At 70.3% G+C, this 22,087-nt stretch carries 17 protein-coding genes and 1 pseudogene; 11 read left to right on the top strand and 7 right to left on the bottom strand.

All coding sequences use genetic code 11. The features are described from left to right. The first annotated feature begins 26 nt into the window (after positions 1–26). The 6 genes from O7632_RS24835 to serA all read left to right on the top strand — a co-directional run bounded on the left by O7632_RS24835 (position 27) and on the right by serA (position 9,233). The gene (locus O7632_RS24835; protein ID WP_278120358.1) at positions 27–1,973 is read left to right on the top strand and encodes a bifunctional diguanylate cyclase/phosphodiesterase; all 1,947 of its coding nucleotides are present in this window, start codon (positions 27–29) and stop codon (positions 1,971–1,973) included. Positions 1,974–2,228: 255 nt separating this feature from the next. Continuing rightward, positions 2,229–4,133 (top strand): acetolactate synthase large subunit, encoded by a 1,905-nt coding sequence (locus O7632_RS24830; RefSeq protein ID WP_278117656.1) that lies wholly within the window; start codon positions 2,229–2,231, stop codon positions 4,131–4,133. Between the two features lie 91 nt (positions 4,134–4,224). After that, positions 4,225–4,740, top strand: coding sequence for an acetolactate synthase small subunit (gene ilvN / locus O7632_RS24825; RefSeq protein ID WP_278117654.1), 516 nt, complete (start codon positions 4,225–4,227; stop codon positions 4,738–4,740). A gap of 145 nt (positions 4,741–4,885) precedes the next feature. Then, positions 4,886–5,899 (top strand): ketol-acid reductoisomerase, encoded by a 1,014-nt coding sequence (ilvC, locus tag O7632_RS24820; protein WP_278117652.1) that lies wholly within the window; start codon positions 4,886–4,888, stop codon positions 5,897–5,899. Between the two features lie 234 nt (positions 5,900–6,133). After that, a complete protein-coding gene (mpgS, locus tag O7632_RS24815) occupies positions 6,134–7,369 on the top strand; it encodes a mannosyl-3-phosphoglycerate synthase (protein ID WP_278117650.1) in 1,236 nt (411 codons plus the stop codon). A gap of 265 nt (positions 7,370–7,634) precedes the next feature. After that, a complete protein-coding gene (gene serA, locus O7632_RS24810) occupies positions 7,635–9,233 on the top strand; it encodes a phosphoglycerate dehydrogenase (RefSeq protein WP_278117648.1) in 1,599 nt (532 codons plus the stop codon). A gap of 57 nt (positions 9,234–9,290) precedes the next feature. On the opposite strand, the gene O7632_RS24805 is transcribed toward serA, so the two are convergent. From O7632_RS24805 to O7632_RS32315, 4 genes are all read right to left on the bottom strand, one after another. Beyond that, positions 9,291–9,659 carry a hypothetical protein gene (locus O7632_RS24805; RefSeq protein ID WP_278117646.1) on the bottom strand — a complete coding sequence of 123 codons (369 nt, stop codon included), beginning with the start codon at positions 9,657–9,659 and terminating at the stop codon, positions 9,291–9,293. Between the two features lie 404 nt (positions 9,660–10,063). Then, positions 10,064–10,969: an FAD:protein FMN transferase gene (locus O7632_RS24800; RefSeq protein WP_278117644.1), complete on the bottom strand. Its 906-nt coding sequence runs from the start codon at positions 10,967–10,969 to the stop codon at positions 10,064–10,066. 116 nt (positions 10,970–11,085) lie between these two features. Continuing rightward, positions 11,086–12,219 (bottom strand): IS4 family transposase, encoded by a 1,134-nt coding sequence (locus O7632_RS24795; protein ID WP_347403599.1) that lies wholly within the window; start codon positions 12,217–12,219, stop codon positions 11,086–11,088. Next, positions 12,207–12,443 (bottom strand): transposase domain-containing protein, encoded by a 237-nt coding sequence (locus O7632_RS32315; protein ID WP_347403598.1) that lies wholly within the window; start codon positions 12,441–12,443, stop codon positions 12,207–12,209. Before O7632_RS32315 ends, O7632_RS24795 begins: the two co-directional genes overlap by 13 nt. A gap of 250 nt (positions 12,444–12,693) precedes the next feature. On the opposite strand from O7632_RS32315, the gene O7632_RS24790 reads away from it, so the two are divergent. Together O7632_RS24790 and O7632_RS24785 are read left to right on the top strand one after the other, a co-directional pair. Continuing rightward, positions 12,694–13,725, top strand: a complete 1,032-nt coding sequence (locus O7632_RS24790; protein ID WP_278120357.1) for a 3-isopropylmalate dehydrogenase — start codon at positions 12,694–12,696, stop codon at positions 13,723–13,725. A 491-nt stretch (positions 13,726–14,216) separates the two neighbouring features. Further along, positions 14,217–15,314, top strand: coding sequence for a branched-chain amino acid aminotransferase (locus O7632_RS24785; protein WP_278120356.1), 1,098 nt, complete (start codon positions 14,217–14,219; stop codon positions 15,312–15,314). Positions 15,315–15,355: 41 nt separating this feature from the next. Here O7632_RS24785 and O7632_RS24780 read toward each other — a convergent pair whose 3' ends face one another. Together O7632_RS24780 and O7632_RS24775 are read right to left on the bottom strand one after the other, a co-directional pair. Then, positions 15,356–16,096 carry a tyrosine-protein phosphatase gene (locus O7632_RS24780; protein ID WP_278117642.1) on the bottom strand — a complete coding sequence of 247 codons (741 nt, stop codon included), beginning with the start codon at positions 16,094–16,096 and terminating at the stop codon, positions 15,356–15,358. A gap of 133 nt (positions 16,097–16,229) precedes the next feature. Next, positions 16,230–16,706, bottom strand: coding sequence for a PRC-barrel domain-containing protein (locus tag O7632_RS24775; protein WP_278117640.1), 477 nt, complete (start codon positions 16,704–16,706; stop codon positions 16,230–16,232). Between the two features lie 427 nt (positions 16,707–17,133). On the opposite strand from O7632_RS24775, the gene cimA reads away from it, so the two are divergent. Next, positions 17,134–18,738 (top strand): citramalate synthase, encoded by a 1,605-nt coding sequence (cimA, locus tag O7632_RS24770; protein WP_278117638.1) that lies wholly within the window; start codon positions 17,134–17,136, stop codon positions 18,736–18,738. Positions 18,739–18,775: 37 nt separating this feature from the next. Here cimA and O7632_RS24765 read toward each other — a convergent pair whose 3' ends face one another. Next, positions 18,776–19,705 carry an endonuclease/exonuclease/phosphatase family protein gene (locus O7632_RS24765; protein WP_278120355.1) on the bottom strand — a complete coding sequence of 310 codons (930 nt, stop codon included), beginning with the start codon at positions 19,703–19,705 and terminating at the stop codon, positions 18,776–18,778. Between the two features lie 291 nt (positions 19,706–19,996). Between O7632_RS24765 and O7632_RS24760 the strand changes: the two genes are divergently transcribed. Next, positions 19,997–21,040, top strand: coding sequence for a MoxR family ATPase (locus tag O7632_RS24760; RefSeq protein ID WP_278117636.1), 1,044 nt, complete (start codon positions 19,997–19,999; stop codon positions 21,038–21,040). 32 nt (positions 21,041–21,072) lie between these two features. Further along, positions 21,073–22,014: pseudogene (locus O7632_RS24755) on the top strand (DUF58 domain-containing protein); the annotation flags it as partial. Positions 22,015–22,087: the final 73 nt, after the last annotated feature.

Raw genomic sequence — 22,087 nt, 5'->3', positions numbered from 1 at the left:
GTTGTCCCGTGCACCTCCCCTCGGGCATGCAGGCGCTCGCGTCGGTGAGCGGACTGTCGGCTGTGCTCGCCACCGGCCTGCTGTTCGCCGCCGTCCGGCACCGCGCGGCAGCCGCCGACCGCGTCCGGGGCACCGGGGTCTGGTCCGGGCAGGCTCTACGCGACCTGCTCGACTGTCTTGCCGTCGGGGCGGCGCTCTGGTTCACCGGCTGGGTACTGGTGTCGCCGCCGACCCTGCTGCTGGGCGCGGGCACCCCGACGAGCCACCCGGCGATGCCGCTCGGCACCGCGACGATCGCCTTCACCGCCGGGGTGGCCCTGGTCACCGCGCTGCGGCGCCGGGGCGCGTGCCGTGGCACCGGGTACGCCTTCGCGCCGATGGCGCTGATGGCCGTCGCCGGCATGTATCACGTGCTGCGCGGTGGCCAGTTCACGGCCGCCGCCGTCGCGGTCGCCAGCGTCGAAGGCATGGTCCTGGTCGCGGGGCAGTACGTCGCACTGCTGGAGGTACGGCGTTACGCCGATCAGCTGGCCGGCAGCGAGGCGCACTTTCGTCGGCTGGCGCACACCGATCCGTTGACCGGCCTGGCGAACCGGCGCGCGCTGCTGCACGAGCTCTACGACCGGTTGGCCGGCGAGGGCCCGGGTGTCCTGTTCACGTTCGACCTCGACGGGTTCAAGCATGTCAACGACATGCGCGGCCACGACGTCGGCGACGCCGTGCTGATCGAGGTGGGTCGGCGGTTGTCGGCGGAACTGGGCGACGCGGGCCTGACGGCCCGGCTCGGCGGCGACGAATTCGCGGCGCTGCTGCCGCTGGACGATCCGGCCGAGTCGCACCGCACCGCGTCCCGGCTGCTGCGGGCGCTCAACGCGCCGTACCCGCACGAGTCGGGCCCGGTCTACCTGTCGGTCAGCATCGGGATAGCGTGCCGGTCGACGGCTGCGGACGTACCGTCGTTGTTGCGCAACGCGGACCTGGCGTTGCGGTCGGCGAAGCAGCGCGGCAAGAACCGGGCCGAGCGCTACGACCTGACCTACGACCAGGCCCAGCGGCGGCGGACCCTGCTGGAACACGAGATGCGCGGCGCGATCGACCGGGATGAGCTGCGGCTGGCGTTCCAGCCGGTGGTGGCGGTGCCGTCGGTGCGTCCGGTCGGGGCAGAGGCGCTGATCCGCTGGCAGCACCCGGAACTGGGCCGGGTGCCGCCGGACGAGTTCATCCCGCTGGCCGAGGAGTGCGGGATGATCAACCAGCTCGGCGCGTGGGTGCTCGACGAGGCCTGCCGGCAGCTGTCGAGCTGGCTCGCCGACGGACACGACGTGTGGGCGTCGGTCAATGTCTCGCCCCACGAGCTGCACGATCCGGAGTACGTGGTGCAGGTCGACGAGGCGCTGCGTCGGCATCGGGTGCCGCCGCAGCGGCTGGTGCTGGAGGTGACCGAACACGCCGTCGCCCGGGACCTGGCCGAGTTGATCCGCCGGCTCAAGGCGCTGCGGTCGACCGGCGTGCGGATCGCACTGGACGATTTCGGTGCCGGTTACTCCTCGCTCGGGCAGCTGCGGAACCTGCCGATCGACATCCTCAAGATCGACCACAGTCTGGTGGCGGACCAGGGCGTGGCCGGGCAGGAGCCGGCGCGAGCGTCGGCGCCGGGCCGGCGGCCGTTCGCCCCGATGGTGGACGTGGTGATGCGCCTCGGCCACCAGCTGGGGCTGGAGGTGATCGCCGAGGGGGTCACCAACCCGGACGAGCTGGCGGTGGTGGTCGAGGCGGGCTGCCGGTTCGGCCAGGGCGCGCTGTTCGGCTGGGGGGTGCCGGCCGAACATCTGGAGGCGATGCTCGTGGCGGCGAACTCCGCCGGCCTGCGCCGGGCCCGTACTCCGGACCGGCTGGCCAGCCGGGGTACGCCGACACCGGTGGTCCAAGATGTGAGATCAGTTGACTCATCGCATGAGATGCGTCAGGCTTAGCCCCATGTCGCTGACTAGGTCGTCTCGAGTACTTACCTGAGCGCACTCTCCCGTTGAGAGTGCGCTGGCCCCGTGCATCTGCACGAGGGCCGTTTTTATTGCCGTTGCACCGCCTGATCTCCGGCTGATTGGTCCCGATCCGCCGGATACGCCACACCGAGAGCACGTCCCGAGACCCGCGACGAGACCGTGTCCCGAGACCGCGTCCTTTAAAGACCATGTCACGAGACCACTGAGCTGAAGGCCTGAATCGTCATGACGAGACCAACGCCCGAGACCCTCGCCCACCGCGCGCAGCCGGCGTCGACCACGCCGACCCCGGCTACCCTCGCCAACGCCGTGACACCGCCGCCGGCCCCGCCGGTAGCGGTCTCCGGGGCGGGCTCGCTGGTGCGGTCGCTGGAGGCGCTCGGCGTCGACGTCGTGTTCGGCATCCCGGGCGGGGCCATCCTCCCGGCGTACGATCCGCTGTACGACTCGACGGTGCGGCACATCCTGGTCCGCCACGAGCAGGGTGCCGGGCACGCCGCCACCGGCTACGCCCAGGCCACCGGTCGGGTCGGGGTCTGCATGGCGACGTCGGGTCCGGGCGCCACCAACCTGGTCACCCCGATCGCCGACGCCTACATGGACTCGGTGCCGATCGTGGCGATCACCGGCCAGGTGGCCCGGCCCATGATCGGCACGGACGCCTTCCAGGAGGCCGACATCCAGGGCATCACCCTGCCGATCACCAAGCACAACTACCTGGTGCAGTCGGGCGAGGAGATTCCCCGAGTGCTGGCCGAGGCGTTCCACCTGGCCGCGACCGGCCGGCCCGGTCCGGTGCTGGTCGACATTCCCAAGGACGTGCTGCAGGCGCAGACGACCTTCGCCTGGCCGCCGACGCTGGACCTGCCCGGATACCGGCCCACGCTGCATCCGCACGGCAAGCAGATCCGGGAGGCCGCCCGGCTGATGGCCACCGCCCGGCGTCCGGTGCTCTACGTCGGCGGCGGCGTGCTCAAGGCGCAGGCCACCGAAGGGCTGCGCAAGCTCGCCGAACTGACCAACATCCCGGTGGTCACCACCCTGATGGCCCGGGGAGCCTTCCCCGACTCGCACCAGCAGCACCTCGGCATGCCCGGCATGCACGGCACGGTGGCCGCCGTGTACGCCCTGCAGAAGGCCGATCTGCTGGTGGCGCTCGGCGCGCGGTTCGACGATCGGGTCACCGGCAAGCTGGATTCCTTCGCTCCCGGTGCCGCGATCGTGCACGCCGACATCGACCCGGCGGAGATCGGCAAGAACCGGGCCGCCGACGTGCCGATCGTCGGTGACGCCCGACACGTGATCGACGAATTGATCGAGGCGTACCCGGCGGCGGCGGCCCGGGTGGGGTCGGCTGACCGGCCGGTCGGTCCGACCCGTACCGGTGGGGCGCGGGGCGGGGCCGCCGGGGACCGTACCGACTGGTGGGCGCAGCTCGACGACCTGCGGCAGCGCTATCCGCTGGGCTACGATGAGCCCGACGACGGCACGCTCTCCCCGCAGTACGTGATCGAGCGGCTCGGCAAGCTCGCCGGTCCCGACGCCATCTACGTCGCCGGGGTGGGCCAGCACCAGATGTGGGCCTCCCAGTTCATCTCCTACGAGAAGCCCAACACCTGGCTCAACTCCGGTGGCCTGGGCACCATGGGGTACGCCGTGCCGGCGGCGATGGGCGCCAAGGTCGGCCGGCCGCAGACGGTGGTCTGGGCGGTCGACGGCGACGGCTGCTTCCAGATGACCAACCAGGAGTTGGCCACCTGTGCGCTCGAAGGCATCCCGGTCAAGGTCGCGGTGATCAACAACGGCAACCTGGGCATGGTCCGGCAGTGGCAGACCCTCTTCTACGACCAGCGTTACTCCAACACCGACCTGGGCACCCACAAGCACCGCATCCCGGACTTCGTCAAACTCGCCGAGGCGTTGGGGTGTGTCGGGCTGCGCTGCGAGAACGCCGCCGACGTCGACAAGACCATCGCCGCGGCGATGGAGATCGACGACGTTCCGGTGGTGATCGACTTCGTGGTGGGCAAGGACGCGATGGTCTGGCCGATGGTCGCCGCCGGCACCAGCAATGATGAGATCATGTTCGCCCGAGATGTCCGACCCGACTTCGACGACGACGATCTGTGACGACGCTCGGCAAGGACAACCGCAAGTGCCGGCGTGCCGGCCGACACGATGAAGGATCAGCCGGCGTGCCGGCCGACACGATGAGGGACAGATGACCAAGCACACGCTCTCCGTGCTGGTGGAGAACAAGCCGGGCGTGCTGGCCCGGGTTTCCGGACTGTTCTCCCGGCGCGGCTTCAACATCAGCTCGTTGGCGGTCGGCGAGACCGAGAATCCCGAGGTCTCCCGGATCACCATCGTCGTGGACGCCGACTCCTCGCCCCTGGAGCAGGTGACCAAGCAGCTCAACAAGCTGGTCAACGTACTGAAGATCGTGGAACTCGACCCGGCCGTGTCGGTCGCCCGCCAGCTGCTGCTGGTCAAGGTCCGGGCCGACCGTGCGATGCGCTCCCAGGTCCTGGAGACGGTCAACCTGTTCCGGGCCCGGGTGGTCGACGTCGCACCGGACACCCTCACCGTCGAGGCCACCGGCACGTCCGACAAGCTCGACGCGCTGCTGCGCGATCTCGAACCGTTCGGGATCAAGGAAATGGTGCAGTCCGGCCTGGTCGCCATCGGACGCGGCTCCCGGGCGATCACCACCGGCCCGGCGCTGCGCGCCGCCTGACCGCCGTCGAGTCGGCGCCGCGCGCCGCCCGCCACCGTCATGCGGTACCGCGGCGTGCGGTAACGCATCCATCGATGAACTGCGGCAGGCAGCTGCCGCCCGAACAGAACGCCGGCCACCGGGCCGGGCACACGAGAGGGAAGTCATGACCGCTGAGGTGTTCTACGACGACGACGCCGACCTGGGCATCATCCAGGGAAAGAAGGTCGCCGTGCTCGGGTACGGCAGCCAGGGCCACGCCCACGCGCTGTCGCTGCGTGACTCCGGTGTCGACGTCGTGATCGGCCTGCCGGAGGGATCCAAGAGCCGGGCCAAGGCGCAGGAGCAAGGGCTGCGGGTGCTCACCCCGGCCGAGGCCGCCGCCGAGGCCGACGTGATCATGGTGCTGGCGCCGGACACCGCGCAGCGGTCGCTCTACGCCGAGGCGATCGCGCCTAACCTGACCGCCGGCAAGGCGCTCTTCTTCGGGCACGGCCTCAACATCCGGTACGGCTTCATCACCCCGCCGGCCGACGTGGACGTGGCGATGGTGGCCCCGAAGGGCCCCGGTCACCTGGTGCGCCGGCAGTACGTCGACGGCAAGGGCGTGCCGTGTCTGGTCGCGGTGGAGCAGGACGCCTCCGGCGACGCGTTCGGGCTGGCCCTGGCGTACGCGAAGGCGATCGGCGGCACTCGCGCCGGGGCGATCAGGACCACCTTCAAGGAGGAGACCGAAACCGACCTGTTCGGCGAGCAGGCGGTGCTCTGCGGTGGTGCCGCCGCGCTGGTGCAGACGGGTTTCGAGGTGCTCACCGAGGCCGGGTACGCCCCGGAGATCGCCTACTTCGAGTGCCTGCACGAACTGAAGCTGATCGTCGACCTGATGTACGAGGGCGGCATCGCGCGGATGCGCTACAGCGTGTCGGACACCGCCGAGTACGGCGACTACTCCCGTGGCCCACGGGTGGTCGACGCCCGGGTCAAGGAGGAGATGCGCAAGATCCTGGCCGAGGTGCAGTCGGGCGAGTTCGCCCGTGAGTGGATCGCCGAGGACGACGCCGGCCGGCCGAACTTCGCCAAGTGGCGTGCGGAGGGGGCGGCGCACCCGATCGAGGAGACCGGTCGCAAGCTGCGCGGCATGATGAGTTGGGTCGACCGGCCGATCACCGAGACCGCCTGAGATAGTCCGGCTCGTGGTCGGGTCCGGTCTGAAGTCGGGTCCGGCCTGAGGCCGAGTGTCGTGGCAGAGCCCGTTGCTGACGGTAGTCGGCGGCGGGCTCTGCGGCGACCTGGCCAGGGTTTGCGTTACCGGAAGATTGCGGGTTGGGGTCGATTCGGGGTATCCGGCGGCTGACGCCGATAATTGACCTACGGTTACAGGTAGTTAATGGCCGCCTCGGGTAATGTGCCCCGCATGCGTCTGGAGCAATCGCACCGTACGGAGCGCTTCGGTGCCGTTCGCATCCATGAGCTTCAGCGTGTCATCGAGCTGGACTCGGGGGATGTCACGGGTGACCGCGGCCGTGGACTCGTCTCGCAGGATGCCATTCGCGCGATCGAGCGTGACCTGGTAGTTGTCATTCCCTGCATGAACGAAACACGTAGGGTAATCGAGGGGGTGCTCTCTGGTATACCCCACGACTGCCTGATCGTGCTCGTCTCAAATAGTGGCCGTCAGCCGGTGGACCGTTATGAAATCGAGGCACACACCGTCGAGCAGTTCTGCCGATCCGCCGACCGGCCGGCGATCACCGTGCATCAGCGGGACCCGGGACTGGCCGCGGCGATGAAGGCCGCCGGCATGCCCGAGCTCATCGACGACGACGGCCTGGTCCGGACCGGCAAGGGCGAAGCCATGCTGGTCGGCATGGCGGTCGCCGCCCTCACGGGCCGTAAGTACCTCGGCTACGTCGACGCCGACAACTACGTGCCCGGCGCGGTCCACGAGTACTGCAAGGTGTACGCGGCCGGACTCCACCTCGCCGACAGCCCCTACTCGATGGTGCGGATTTCCTGGCATTCCAAGCCCAAGTTGCGTGACGGCCGGCTGTTCTTCAGTCGGCGGGGACGCAGTTCCGAGATCACCAACGGGTTTCTCAACCGGCTGATCGCCGAGTACTCCGGCTTCGGCACCGAGGTCATCGCCACCGGCAACGCGGGCGAGCACGCCCTCAGCCTCGACCTCGGGCTGCGGCTTCGGCTGGCGGGCGGATTCGCCGTCGAGCCCTACGAGTACGTCGACCTTTTCGAGCGGTTCGGCGGCATCCTCGACACCGACTGCCCCGAGGTGATGGCGAGTTCGGTGCCGGTGCTGCAGGTGGAGACCCGAAACCCGCACTTCCACGACAACAAGGGAGAAGAGCACGTCCAAGGGATGCGTATGCAGGCGCTGAACGTGCTCTATCACTCGCCGGTCTGCCTGCCGGCGGTCCGTGAGGCGATCCTGGAGTTCATGGTCGCCCAGGGTGCGCTGGCACCCGGCGACGAACCTCCGCGCGAGCGGATCTATCCTCCGGTCGGCTCCCTGGCCTTCGATCTGCTCTACGACACCCTCGAAGCGGAGGCCACCACCTTCCGCCAGATCGGCGAAGGGGCGATCCAGCGTCGGCCGGTCGCCCGCCAACCGGTCGGACCGGCGGCCGCTGGCTGATCCGCCGACCGGTCGGACCGGCGGCCGCTGGCTGACGGTGATTCACCCGGGCGTCGCCTACTCGCCGTACAGGCATTAGGTCTGGTTTGTGAGGGCACTCACCCCCGACCGTGAGCCATGCCGCCCACGGGTGCGCCTACGATCGCGAGTAGGCCGCCTCCGTGCCGCGCGAGACCCGCCGGGGAGGAAGCGCAGGGCGCGAAGCGGCGCCCCACCGCCGCCGAGATCCGCCGCAGATACCCGTCCCAGACGACCATGAGGACCGATGATTCCTGTCGTACTGATCGCCGAAGAGCTCGCGCCCGCCGCGATCGACGTGCTCGCCCACGACTTCGATGTCCGGCATGTCGACGGCACCGACCGTCCCGCCCTGCTCGCCGCACTCGCCGCCGCCCACGCCGTGATCGTGCGCAGCGCCACCCAGATCGACGCCGAGGCCCTGGCCGCCGCACCACGGCTCAAGGTGGTCGCCCGGGCCGGGGTCGGCCTCGACAACGTCGAGGTGCCTGCCGCGACGGCCCGTGGCGTGATGGTGGTCAACGCACCCACCTCCAACATCGTCTCGGCCGCCGAACAGGCGATCGCACTGCTGCTGGCGGTGGCCCGCAACACCGCGAGCGCCAGCGCCGCGCTGAAGGCCGGCGAGTGGAAGCGGTCCAAGTACACCGGCGTCGAGATCCAGGGCAAGACGGTCGGTGTGGTCGGCCTCGGACGCATCGGGGTGCTCTTCGCCCAGCGGATCGCCGCGTTCGGGACCCGGCTGATCGCGTACGACCCGTACATCCAGCCGGCTCGGGCCGCGCAGCTCGGCGTGCGCCTGGTCGGACTGGAAGAACTGCTGCGCGAGAGCGACTTCATTTCGATCCACCTGCCCAAGACCCCGGAGACCCTGGGTCTGATCGGTGAGAAGGAACTGGCGATCGTCAAGCCCGGGGTCCGGATCGTCAACGCCGCCCGGGGCGGTCTGGTCGACGAACAGGCCCTTGCCGACGCCCTCGCCGAGGGCCGGGTCGGCGGCGCCGGCGTCGACGTGTACGCCAAGGAGCCGTGCACCTCGTCGCCGCTGTTCGCCTTCGACAACGTGGTCGCCACCCCGCACCTGGGTGCCTCGACCGCCGAGGCGCAGGACAAGGCCGGGTTGGCGGTGGCCCGCAGCGTCAAGCTGGCCCTGCAGGGCGAGTTCGTACCGGACGCGGTCAACGTCCAGGCCGGGGGTGTGGTCGCGGAGGACGTCCGACCGCTGCTGCCGCTGGCCGAGAAGCTCGGCAAGGTCTTCACTGCGGTCGCCGGCGTGGTCGCCGCCAGCGTCACCGTCGAGGTACGCGGTCAAATCGTGGCCAACGAGGTGTCGGTGTTGAAGCTGGCCGCGACCAAGGGCCTGTTCAGCTCGGTGGTGGAGGAGCAGGTCACCTACGTGAACGCGCCGCACTTGGCCGCCGACCGGGGCGTCGAGGTGGACCTGGTGGCCGACGCCGACACCGTCGAGCAGCCCAACCTGGTCACCGTCCGGGGTGTGCTGCCCGACGGCCGTACGGTCAGCGTCTCCGGCACCGTCGTGACCGCCGCCGGCCGGGACCTGATCCGGCTCACCGAGGTGGACGGCTTCGACCTGGAGTTGACCGCCGAGGGCATCCTGATCTTCTTCCGCTACACCGACCGGCCCGGCGTGGTCGGCACCATCGGCTCGATCCTCGGCGAGGCCGGCGTCAACATCGCCGCGATGCAGGTGGCCCGCCGTACCGCCGGCGGTGAGGCCCTGATGACGCTCACCGTCGACTCGGCGGTCGGAGCGGAGTCGTTGGGCACCGCCGCCAGTTCGATCGGGGCGACCGCCGCCAGCGCGGTGGACCTCCGAGAGGAGTGATCGGTCCGGGGTGGTCCGGCAGCCGCCGTCGCCGGACCACCCCGGGATCGGGCCAGTTCAGTGGGCCGGCGCGCTGGCGGCTGGCGGATACACCGACCCGTCCTGCGGGTCGAGCAGCAGCAGCCGGTGCTCCTGGGCCAGCCGTTCGATGGCCAACAGGACCTCGTCGTCGCAGCTGTGCCGCAGGTTCATTTCGACATGGTCGGTCGCGGTGTGTAGTGGAACGTTTGCCCACGGAGATTTGTCGCTGGTCGAATCGGCACCCCGATCGGGATAGTGGGCGGTCAGCGCGGCATAGAACGACGTTATCCGGCGGTCGGCGGCACCATCGCTATGCTCGCCCTGCCGACACAACTCATGCGCGGCGTGTACGTCCGCCGACGTGGACCGATCGTCCAACGCCCATACGACGAGATCGAATGTCACGCCGGACAGCGTGCCATCCGCCCCGTCGTCCTTTCCAGCCCAGTCCCTACTCGGTGTGTCCGGCCCCGCTCGCCGTCGCGGTGTCGGCCCGTGCCGCGCCGGCTCCGCACCGGTCCGTGCCGCGCCGGCTCCGGTGTCGGTCCGATGCGGCTGTGGCGCGGTCTGCTGCGGCTGCGGTACGGGCGGAGAATTCGCAGCCTTGCGCCCGGTTGTACGGAATCGATAGCTTGTGGAGGCGGTTCGCCCGCAGGTCGTCTCGGTGCGGTCACGTCTTCGGGTGACGTCCGACCGCACCGCCGTCCGTCGGGTGACCCGGCACCCCCGGTGCGCGCGCCAAGCGCACGTGTCGCCGGTCAGCTCCCGTGATCATTGCCGAGGTCGCGGGAGCTGGCCGGGGCCGGATGTCAGTCGGGGTCCACCAGTCGCCCGGCCGCCGACGGGGCACTGTCCACATCCACCAGCCCGAGGGGCCGATAGCCGTCCACTGTGGGAAACCAGGCGTGGCCGGCGGTCCCGGCGGCGTAGAGCGCCGTGGCGTACCCGTCGGCGATGGCCAGGTCGGCGCCGAGCACCATCGCCGCGCCGGCCCGGTGCACCGCCGCGCCGGTTCGCGGGTCGATCACCGGCCCACGCCGGTTGGTCATCCCGGACGTGCCGATCGCGCCGTCCACCATGGTCACGATCGTCGTCCGGGTGCCGCCCGACGCGGCGGACGAGGACTGCCGCAGCGCGATCCGCCACGGCCCGCCGTGCGGCGCGTGTCCACGTACGGTCAGGTCACCGCCGCTGACCACGGCGTAGTCGCAGATCCCGGCGGCGCGTAACCGGCTCGCCGCCCGTTCGATCGCCCATCCTTTGATCATGCCCGCCGGGTCGAAGCCGCCGGGGACCGCCCATGGGTCGAACCATCCGTCGGTCGCCGTGCGCATCGCCTCGCACCGTCCGACGATGTCCGCCAGCGGCGGGTAGACCTCGGCGGAGACCTCGCCCCGGCGCAGCAGCGAGACCAGGCTGTTGCGCCGTAGCGGGCTGTAGGTGACGTCGATGGCCCGTAGCTCGGCGACGGCGTCGCTGATCGCCTCACTCAGGCCGCGCCGACCGATTCGCTCGCCGGCCACGAGGATCAGTTGGTAGTCGCTGGTCGAGGTGGTGACGGTGTGCCGGGCGACCACGACCGGCGGCGAACCGCGTCGTCGCGCGGTGTGCCGGGCCGACCGGACCCACCTCGAGGTCGGGTGGGACTGGCTGGGCGGCGCGGGGTGTCGCCATCGTCGTGTCTCCTTCACCGGTGCCCGGTTCCCGGTCGTCACCTACGGTAGTCGGGTGGGGTGAGCGTGGTGTTAAGCCCCGCTGTGTGCTTGCTGGGCGTCTGGCAGTTCCGGACCTGCCCTAGCCCCAACGCCGCTCGGTTAGGGCGGGTGGATGGTTAGCAAGTGTTTGTGATTATATCGATGGCTATGGTGGCTTTGTAGCTGCGTCGGTCTACGTTGGGTCCGCGGGCTTGGTACTTGGAGTTCGAGCGTTTGATCATGCGGGTCTTCACCCGGATCCGACGCTCAGGTAGCAGGTGGGCCAGAACCGCACGACCGATGGCGCCGACCAGGTCGATGACGGTGTCGGCGAGGACGCCGGCGGCGTGGGTGACCTGGTCGCGGGCGGCGTTCAGGGCGGTGGTGAAGCTGGCCCGGTCAGGGCCGGTGCCGGGCCGGCTGTCGGTGGCGTCGGTCATGGCGTTACGCAGGATCTGGTAGACGACCAGCAGGGCGTAGACCTCCTGGTCGATGCCGTCGGGAGTACGCGCGCGCAGGACCCGGCCGCCGAGGATGCTGGATTTGATCTCCAGGTAGGCGGTTTCGACCTCCCACCGGCGGTGGTACAGCTTTATCAGTTCGCCGGCCGGGTGGGTGCGTGGGTCGAGCAGGGTGGTGATCAGCCGGTAGCCGCCCGTGCGGACGCCGTCGATGGTCTGGACGCTGATCTCAGCGTCCACGACCCGCACCCGTACCGTGCCGATGGTCGACAGCCAGGATCCGTCGTGGTACCGGCGGATCACCGGCAGGCGGCGGCCGTTCTTGCAGCGGATCAGCAGGTCGGCCCTGGTGGCGGCGAGTGTCTGGATGAGGTCGGCGGCGGCGTAGTTACGGTCGGCCAACAGCAGCATCCCGGCGGCCAGGCTCCGGGCCAGGGAGCGGGCCTGGTCGAGTTCGCTGGTGCCGAGTGGAGCGAACACGGCGTCGATGATCGAGCGGGTGCCGCAGGTCAGCAGGACACTCAGCCGTAGTGCCGGGTAGCCCGCGCCGCCGTGGTTACCCCGTTGTTTGCGGTAACGGACCCGGACCGCCTCGGCGTCGGCGACCGACATCGTGGTCCCGTCGATCGCTGTCACCAGCAGGCCCCGCCACCGCACGGCGTGCGTCGCCGTGGTGACCGCCGGGCCGCGCAGCAGATCGAACAGGGCCCGCAACGGCGTCGACCCGAGCCGCTGACGCGCCTCCCGTAACGTGCCTGAGGCCGGCTCGGTCAGATCCAGCCCGGTCAGACCGGCGGTCAGTTCCGCCACACCTGCCCGTAGCCGAGTTCGGCGAACAAGCAGCCTGCGAGGACGAGGTAGACCACGACCCGGGCCGGGAGTAGCCGGATCCGCTGCTGGGTACGACGGGTCGCGGCAAGGACCTCATCGACCATCTCGAAGGGCAGGAACTGGGTCAACTCACCCAGATGACCCGGCGCGAACACACCTGCGGCTACCCGCACCGTCCGAGTTATGGCAATCTGATCGACCAAAGCGGAGTTCCTGGTCTCGAGGCGTCTTGGAGTGACTCACCTCGTTACAGGAACTCCGCTTTCCCATGTCCGACCGACACACCCTTGACCGCTGCCGCAACGGCTTAACCGAGCGGCGTTGGCCCTAGCCCGGAAGGCGTGGATCTGGTCCGATGCAGTCCGAATGGTGGGACGTCCGTACCGGCAACCGGGATGATCGCTTAACGTTCGCTAGGCGTTGACCGATGTGGGCGAGGGAGTGGACGTGGCGATGGCGCGGATCGCGGTGGTGGCCGGCGACGGCATCGGGTCCGAGGTGACCGCGCAGGCCCGCAAGGTCGTCGACGCGGTGCTCCCCGGTGTGGAGACCACCGAGTACGACCTCGGTGCCGCCCGTTACCACCGTACCGGCGAAGTGCTGCCCGACTCGGTGCTCGACGAACTCGCCGGTCACGACGCCATCCTGCTCGGCGCGGTCGGTGACCCCACGGTCCCGCCCGGCGTCCTGGAGCGAGGCCTGTTGCTCAAACTCCGCTTCGCCTTCGATCAGTACGTCAACCTGCGTCCGGCCCGACTCTGGGCGGGTACGGCCAGCCCGCTCGGCGGGGTCAAGCCCGGCGAGATCGACTTCGTGGTGGTCCGCGAGGGCACCGAGGGTCTGTACGCCGGCGCCGGGGGCACCCTGCACCGCGACACGCCGGCCGAGGTCGCCACCGAGGAGAGCCTCAACACCCGGCACGGCGTCGAACGGGTGATCCGGGACGCGTTCACCCGGGCGCAGCGCCGCGAGCGGCGCAAGGTGACACTGGTGCACAAGACCAACGTGCTGACCCACGCGGGTTCGCTGTGGTCGCGCGCGTTCGCCGCCGTCAAGGCGGACTTCCCCGGGATCGAAACCGAATACCAGCACGTCGACGCCGCGGCCATGTTCATGGTCACCCACCCTCAGCGGTACGACGTCGTGGTCACCGACAACCTGTTCGGTGACATCCTCACCGACATCGCCGCGGCGGTGACCGGTGGGATCGGACTGGCCGCCAGCGGGTGCATCAATCCCGAGCGGCGGTACCCGTCCATGTTCGAGCCGGTGCACGGATCCGCTCCGGACATCGCGGGCAAGGGCGTCGCCGACCCGGTCGCCGCCGTCCTGTCCACCTCCCTGATGCTCGATCACCTGGGACATCCCGCTGCGGCCGAGCGAGTAGCCGGGGCGGTCGCGGCCGAGTTGGCCTCCCGTACCCCGGGAGCCCCGCTGCGTACCGCCGAGATCGGCGACCGGCTCGCCGCCCACGCCACGGGCTGACCATCCATCCAGTCTCCGGCACCGGGCGATGACCGATCGACCGGCGCGGAGACGGACAGCCGACCACGCCCGAGACGTCGACCGACGACCCGGCCACTGGTCGGAGTCGACCGCAGCCTCCATCGGTGACCTGGTCGGGTCGCGAGAGCGACGGGTTCGTCGGGTCGACGGAAGTTCGACGGTGCCGTCGACAGCCGCACCGCATTCCCGCCCGAGCCGGCCCACCCCGGTGGGTTCGGCCCGGTCGGTCGTGTGCCCGCCGACCTGGTGGCGCGCGGCCATCCTCCTCGTCCACGGCCTCATCACGACCCTACCGCCGGCCGGCGAGATCTCGTCGGCCCGGCTGACGCCAGCCAACTGGTCCCGGCCGTACACCGGGAGCACGCCGACACCGTGCGGGACCGCCAGCCCGTCGCGGCTCCCGCTGAACGAACGTTCGGGGTAAATTGCATGACACAGCTTCGTCAATTCTCGCCATGGAGGTCAGCCCGATGATCGGCGGTGACAAACTCGATTTCGAGATCCGTCCAAATCCGCACCCGGTAGCTGCCGGGGAACGCGCCGCGCTGCTGGCCAATCCCGGATTCGGTCAGATCTTCACCGACCACATGGTCACGATTCGGTACGCCGAGGGCAAGGGCTGGTACGACGCGCGGGTCGAGCCGCGTGGCCCGATCCCGATGGACCCGGCCACGGCCGTGCTGCACTACGCCCAGGAGATCTTCGAAGGTCTCAAGGCATACCAGGCGGCGGACGGCGGGGTGACCCTGTTCCGACCCGACGCCAACGCCGCCCGATTCGTCGCCTCCGCCGCCCGGATGGCGATGCCGGCGCTACCCGAACAGACCTTTTTGGACTCCCTGCGACACCTGATCACCACTGATCGACAGTGGATTCCCGATGGTGAGGACGGCAGCCTCTACCTCCGTCCGTTCATGTTCGCCAGTGAAGCTTTCCTCGGCGTGCGACCGGCCCGCGAATATCTCTACGTGGTGATCGCCTCACCGGTCGGTTCCTACTTTTCCGGTGGGGTCAAACCGGTGACGGTGTGGGCCTCACCGCACTACACCCGGGCCGCGCCCGGCGGCACCGGGGCGGCCAAGTGCGGCGGCAACTACGCCGCCTCGTTGGTGGCCCAGGCCGAGGCGATGGAGCACGGCTGCGACCAGGTGGTCTTCCTCGACGCCGTGCAGCGGCGATACGTCGACGAACTCGGCGGGATGAACGTCTTCTTCGTCTACGACGACGGCTCGATCGCCACGCCCCCGTTGACCGGCGCGATCCTGCCGGGCATCACCCGCGAATCCGTGATCACCCTGGCCCGCCGGGCCGGGCACGAGGTGACCGAACGACCGGTCGGCATCGACGAGTGGCGGGCCGACGCGGCCAGCGGCAAGCTGCGGGAGACCTTCGCGTGCGGGACCGCCGCCGTGATCACCCCGATCGGCCGGGTCCGTTCCCCGGAGGGCGAGTTCGTGGTCGCCGACGGCGGCCCCGGCGAGGTGACCATGGCACTGCGCCAGACGCTGGTGGACATCCAGCGTGGCCGGGTGGCCGACCAGGACGGGTGGGTGCACCGGGTCGCCTGATCCGGACCGGTCGCGCTGCGGGCGAAGCCGCTCGGCTGAACTCAGCTCAGCAGGTGCTCCCGCAGCGCGACGATCCGGTCGCCCGGCAGCCCGGCGTCGCGCAGATATCCCTCCACCGAGCCATGGCGCTGGCCGAGTTCCGTCAGGAACATCTGCATCGCCTCCGCCGGGCAGGAGAAGTACGGCACCGGCACCAGGCTCTTGGTCTCGTGCTGGGTATGCAGCCAGGCCAGCAGCCGGTCGCTGCCGGCCGTACTCAACGCGTAGTCCTCGGCGATCACCGAGTCCCGGACCCCCAGCAGGGACAGCGTCATCGCGCAGACCACCCCGGTGCGGTCCTTGCCGGCCATGCAATGCACCACGGTCGGGGCGGTCTGCTCCTCGGCGATCAGGGAGATCGCCGCGACGATGCCGTCGGCCGCCTGCTCGGCCAGATCGTGGTAACGGTCGGCCAGGTAGCGCGCGGCACCCTGGTCTTCGGAGTACGGGATCTCATTCCAGTCCTGGTGCACCAGGTGGACGTTGTGATAGTCCAGCCCGTCGGCGTGCCGGATGCGGCCGTACTGGTCGATCTCGGCCGGTCGGCGAAGGTCGATCACGGTCCGTACGCCGAGCGCGGTGAACGCGGCCTCGTCGTCGGTGTCCAACCGGTGCGGGGAGTCGGCGCGATAGACGCGCTGCCAGCGGACCGTACGGCCGTCGAGGCCCTGGTAGCCGCCGATGTCGCGGAAGTTGAACATGGTGGAGAAAGCGAGCGAACGCGAGACGGGGGCGACATCCATGGCGTCCACGGTAGCGAGTCGGCCGCCCGACGGACGCGCGGCGGTCCGCGACGATCGACGTCACCGTCGTCGTCGCGGACCGCCGCGCGTCCGCCTACGATGCGTTTGTTCGTGCTCAGCCCGCGGCGGTGGATTACAGCAGTCGCCCGGGGGCGATCGGTGGGACCGGGGCACCGCCGTAGGTGCCGGCGTAGTAGCTGCCCAGCTTGTCGTGGTAGCCGGGTTCCGAGCCGTGCGTCTCGTCGTACTCCGGGGCTTCCTTGATCTGGTCCTTGCTCCGGTCGACGTACACCTTCTCCTCGTCGTGGTCGACGTGGTTGACCACGCCCGCCGGCAGCAGGACCTTCTTGCCAAAGATCCAGGGGCCGGTGTCGACGACCAGGTAGTGGGTCTGCACGTCGTCGCTGGCGGCGTCGATCTTGCCGATACCGCCGTCGGTCGCTTCGACCTTGTAGCCGACCAGGTTGGCTCCGTCGACCCCCGCGTCGTCGCGGTAGCGCCACGGATCGAACGCGCCGGCCGGGGTGCCCCCGGCAACCGTGTCCTGACCGTCGTACGGCATCGGATCGGTGGCCTGCGCTGGGGTGGTCTGCGGATCGAGCCTGTCCATGTGACCTCACTCCTTCGCTCGGCGGAACGGAATTCGTTGTCCGTCACGACGTACCCAGATCAGTCGATATCTACACCTGTGGTGGACCGGAGCCAGGTCGTCTCGTTGACCGGAACCACGTCGTCCCGAGATGTGGATTCGACTACCGGCGAATCCCGGATCGGTGGCAGAGTACCCAGCGTGACTCGCCTCGTACTCATTATTGGCTGCTAGCGCGCCCGGCACCCGCCCGCCGAGCGCGCAGACCTCCCGCATTCGCGGGGGGTCTTTTTGTTGGCCGTCGTTTGCCGGCCGACCCAGGTGACCAGGGCGGCGGAACTCCACGGCCGATCAGCCGGCCGATCGCGGCATCCAGCGGCGCGACCCACGCCTGCGGCCCGATGCCCCGACGGCGCGCGGCGCGACGACCCCAGCGAAAGGGAACACCATGACTTTTCAGGTCTACGACACCACGCTGCGTGACGGAGCGCAGCGGGAAGGTATCAGCTACTCGGTGGTCGACAAACTCGCGGTCGCGCGGCTGCTCGACGACTTCGGCGTCGGCTTCATCGAGGGTGGCTGGCCCGGAGCGATGCCCAAGGACACCGAGTTCTTCCGCAGAGCCCGCACCGAACTCGACCTGCGGCACGCCGTCCTGGTCGCGTTCGGTGCCACCCGCAAGGCCGGCGTACGGATCACCGAGGACCCGCAGGTCCGGGCCCTGCTCGACGCCGAGACCCCAGCCGTGTGCCTGGTCGCCAAGTCCGACATCCGGCACGTCGAACGGGCGCTGCGGACCAGCGGTGCCGAGAACCTGGCGATGGTCGCCGAGACCGTCGCGCACTTCGTCGCCGAGGGCCGACGGGTCTTCCTCGACTGCGAACACTTTTTCGACGGGTTCCGGCACGATCCGGCGTACACCGCGTCCGTGGTCGCGGCCGCCGCCGAAGCCGGCGCCGAGGTCGTCGTGATGTGCGACACCAACGGCGGCATGCTGCCGTCCCAGATCGGCGCGGCCATCACCGACCTGGTCGGGCGGACCGGGCTCGGTGCCGACCGGCTCGGCATCCACTGCCAGAACGACACCTCCTGCGCGGTGGCCAACACCATCGCCGCCGTCGAAGCCGGCGTACGCCACTTCCAGGGCACCGCCAACGGCTACGGCGAACGGCCCGGCAACGCCGACCTGTTCGCCGTCGTCGCCAACCTGCAACTCAAGCTCGGGCTGCCGGTCCTACCGGACGGCTGCCTGGGGCAGATGGTGCGCGTCTCGCACGCCATCGCAGAGATCGCCAACATCGCCCCCGACACCCACCAGGCCTACGTCGGGGCCGCCGCCTTCGCTCACAAGGCGGGGCTGCACGCGAGTGCGATCAAGGTGGATCCGCTGCTGTACAACCACGTCGACCCGTCGGTTGTCGGCAACGACATGCGGATCCTGGTGACCGAGATGGCCGGCCGGGCCAGCATCGAGTTGAAGAGTCGTGAACTCGGTCTGGACCTGGCCGGCCATCCGGAGGCCCTGTCCCGGGTCACCAAACGGGTCAAGGCACTCGAAGCCGGGGGCTGGTCCTTCGAAGCCGCCGACGCGTCGTTCGAACTGCTCGTCCGCTCCGAACTCGCCGCCGACGGCGGCCCGGCCACCGTCCGGCCGTTCGCCCTGGAGTCCTACCGGGTGCTGGTCGAGCACCGCGAGGACGGCGCGGTCGTCTCCGAGGCCACCGTCAAGGTCCGGGTACGCGGCGAGCGGGTGATCGCTACCGCCGAGGGCAACGGCCCGGTCAACGCCCTCGACGAGGCGCTGCGGGTCGCCTTGCGCAGTCACTACCCCGATCTGGCCGACTTCCAGCTGGCCGACTACAAGGTGCGGATCCTCGAAGGCAGCCACGGCACCGGGGCGATCACCCGGGTGCTGGTCGAGACGGTCGACGGCAACGCCCGGGACTGGACCACGGTCGGCGTACACGAGAACGTCGTCGAGGCCAGCTGGCACGCCCTGGTCGACGCCCTTACCTACGGTCTGGAGCGGGCCCGGACCTCCGCCGCCGTCTGAGTCCTTCGGGACACCCGGCGCGGCCCGGGACGCGGGTTCACGGTGGTGGCAGCACCAGCCCGGCGACGACCATCCGATGGTCGCTGCCGGGCACCGTGTGTACCACCACCGAGTCGACCCCGATCCGGCGGTCGACCAGCACCCGGTCCAGGGTCACCGGCGGAATCCAGCTGCCGTCGTACGGCCCCCAGGTGCCGACCAGCCCGTGGCCGGTCGCCGCCGCCGCGTCGACGTAGCCGGCCGCGATCAGCCGACGCAGCGCCGCGTGGTCCAGGGTCGCGTTGAAGTCCCCGGCCAGGATCCGCGGTGCCGAGTCCGGGTCGGGACGCGGCTGGGCGGCCAGGTCGGTACGCCACAGCTCGAGCGTGTGCCACGCGTACGGGGCCATCGGGTGCGCCGACTCGACCAGCAGCGGCGGGGAGCCCGGCGGCTGGATCGTGCCGTACGACTGGGCGAAGCCGCCCTCGTTGCGGCGCACGCCGACGTCGGTGAGCGGAAAGCGGGAGTAGACCGCCGACCCGGTGGTGCCCACCTCGGCGTCCGCCCGGCGGTACGGCAGCGATTCGACCACCCCGAGCCGGTCCAGTTCGGCCTCGGCGTCCGGGGTGAACTCCTGCATCATCAGCACGTCGACCCGCTCGCGGCGCAGCAGCTCCATCACCACCGACAGATCCGCCGCTCCGGCAAGCAGATTCACCGTCGCCACCCGGATCCGGGTCCGGTCCGTCACCGCCTGGTCCGTCGCGGAACCGTCGGGCACCATCCGGGGCAGGACCGCGATCGCCAGCAGCGCGACGGCCAGTGCGGCCGCCGCCCCGGCCCACCACCGGCGCAGCGCCACCGACAGCACCAGCGGCAGCACCGCCCAGGCCGCGACGTACGGGGTGAAGGCGAGCAGCGGGACCAGCGGACCCGGTTCCCAGCCGACGAGGCGGATCAGCGCCCAGCCGAGGCCGGGCAGCACCAGTAGCCAGGCCCACCAGGCCCGCCAGGCGCGCCGCCAGGCGCTGGTCGCCGCTGCCGGCGCGGATTCGGTCCGTACATCCACACCGCGCACCGTATCGGCTTTCCACCGCGCCACCCGACCCGGAGCCGCCGGTCAGCCGCCCCGGTGCTCCCGAGCCGATGGCACGGTTCACCCGGTCGGAGCGGTGCGGCGGCGTTAGACCGCGGCGATCCGGGGCAACCCCCGGCGGGCGCCGGGCACGCCCGACATCGGACCGGCCCGGCATTGACGACCAGTGTCGAGGACGGTGCTATGACGACCGAGCCACAGATCACCACGGACCTTGCAGTTGGCACTGATCCGGCGGCAGTAGCCCTCGAGCAGGCGTTGTTCGAAGTCAAACGGGTCATCGTCGGCCAGGACCGGCTGGTCGAACGGCTGTTGACCGCGCTGCTGGCCAACGGGCACTGTCTGCTCGAAGGAGTGCCCGGAATCGCCAAGACGCTCGCCGCGCAGACCCTGGCGGTAGCGGTCGGCGGTACCTTTTCCCGGATCCAGTTCACCCCGGACCTGGTGCCGTCGGACATCGTCGGTACCCGGATATACCGGGCGTCAACCGAGACGTTCGACGTCGAACTCGGCCCGGTGATGGCCAATCTGGTGCTGGCCGACGAGATCAACCGAGCTCCGGCGAAGGTGCAGTCGGCGCTGTTGGAGGCGATGGCCGAGCGTCAGGTGTCCATCGGCGGACGGAGTTATCCCGTACCGGAGCCGTTCCTGGTGCTGGCCACCCAGAACCCGATCGAGTCCGAAGGGGTCTACCAGCTGCCGGAGGCGCAGCGGGACCGGTTCCTGATGAAGGTCGTCGTCGACTACCCGACCGACGAGGAGGAACTGGGCATTCTCTATCGGATGGGCGTGGACCGTCCGCAACCCCGCCGGGTGCTCGACATCGGGCAACTGCACGCGATGCAGCAGCAGGCCCGGGACATCTTCGTGCACCACGCGCTGGCCGAGTACATCGTCCGGTTGGTGCTGGCCACCCGGCGACCGCAGCTGTTCGGGTTGCCGGAGCTGCACGGCCTGCTCGTCTACGGGGCCAGCCCGCGCGCCACCCTCGGCCTGGTCGCCGCCGCCCGAGGGTTGGCCCTGTTGCGCGGCCGGGACTACGTCCTGCCGGAGGACGTCCGGGAACTCGCCGTGGACGTGATCGCGCACCGGCTGGTGCTCTCCTTCGACGCGGTGGCCGACGGAGTCAGCGCGGAGTCGATCGTCCGTCGGCTGGTCCAGGTGGTTCCGCCACCGCGGATCGCCCCGGCGCACGATCCCCGGGCCGGACTGGCGGCAGTGGCGTGACCGTCGACCGGGAGCCGCTCGGTCCGGCCACGGTGTCGGAGCTGACCCCGCCGGCACATCTGCGCACGCTGGAACTGGTGGTCACCCGCCGGTTGGACGGTCTGCTGCACGGCCAGCACCTCGGGCTGCTGCCCGGTGCCGGCAGCGAGCTGGCCGGCAGCCGGGAGTATCGCCCCGGCTCCGACGAGGTGCGCCGGATGGACTGGGCGGTGACCGCCCGCACCACCGTGCCGCACGTGCGTGAGGTCGACGCCGACCGGGAGCTGACCTGCTGGGTGCTGGTCGACGGCACGGCCAGCATGGACTTCGGCACCGGCGAACTGGAGAAGCGGGAACTCGCGGTGGCCGCCGTCGCCGCCGTCGGTTTCCTCACCGCCGGGATCGGCAACCGACTCGGGGCCCACCTGCTCGCGCCGGGCGGCGTACGGCGGTTTCCCACCGCCGCCAGCCGCGACCACCTCCACTACGTACTCCGGGCGTTGCTGGCCGCGCCCCGGGCCGACCGGCGCGACGATCCGCCCGCGCCCGCCCTCGCCGATGCCATCGACGGGCTGCGGCGGGCGGCGACCCGGCGCGGCCTGGCCGTGGTGGTCTCCGACCTCCTCGACGGCCTGCCGGACGGTGCCGACGAGCGGCCGGACTGGGAAGTGGCGCTGCGCCGGTTGGCCGCCGCCCAGCAGACCCTCGTGGTGGAGGTCATCGACCCTCGTGAACTGGAGCTCCCGGATGTCGGGGTGATCACCCTCGAAGATCCGGAGAGCGGCCGGCGGCGGGAGTTCTCCACCGCCGACCGGGAACTGCGTGAGCGGTACGCGCGGGCCGCCGCCGAGCAGCGGGACCTGGTGGCCCGGGCGATCCGTCGGGCGGGCGCGGCGCATCTGGTGCTGCGGACCGACCGGGACTGGGTGAACGACATCGTCCGGCACGTGCACCGGCAGCGGCAGCTGTCCGCCGTACCGGCGGGGCCGGCGGGGCCGGCGGGGTCAAGGCCGACGGGGTCAGCTGGGGCGGCGGCGTCGGCAGGGCCGGCTGGGTCAGCGGGACTGG

It is taken from the genome of Solwaraspora sp. WMMD406 (genome assembly GCF_029626025.1).
Lineage (GTDB): Bacteria > Actinomycetota > Actinomycetes > Mycobacteriales > Micromonosporaceae > Micromonospora_E.
Note: the sequence above shows the minus strand (reverse complement) of the source record. Positions and strands in the feature narration are given on the sequence as shown.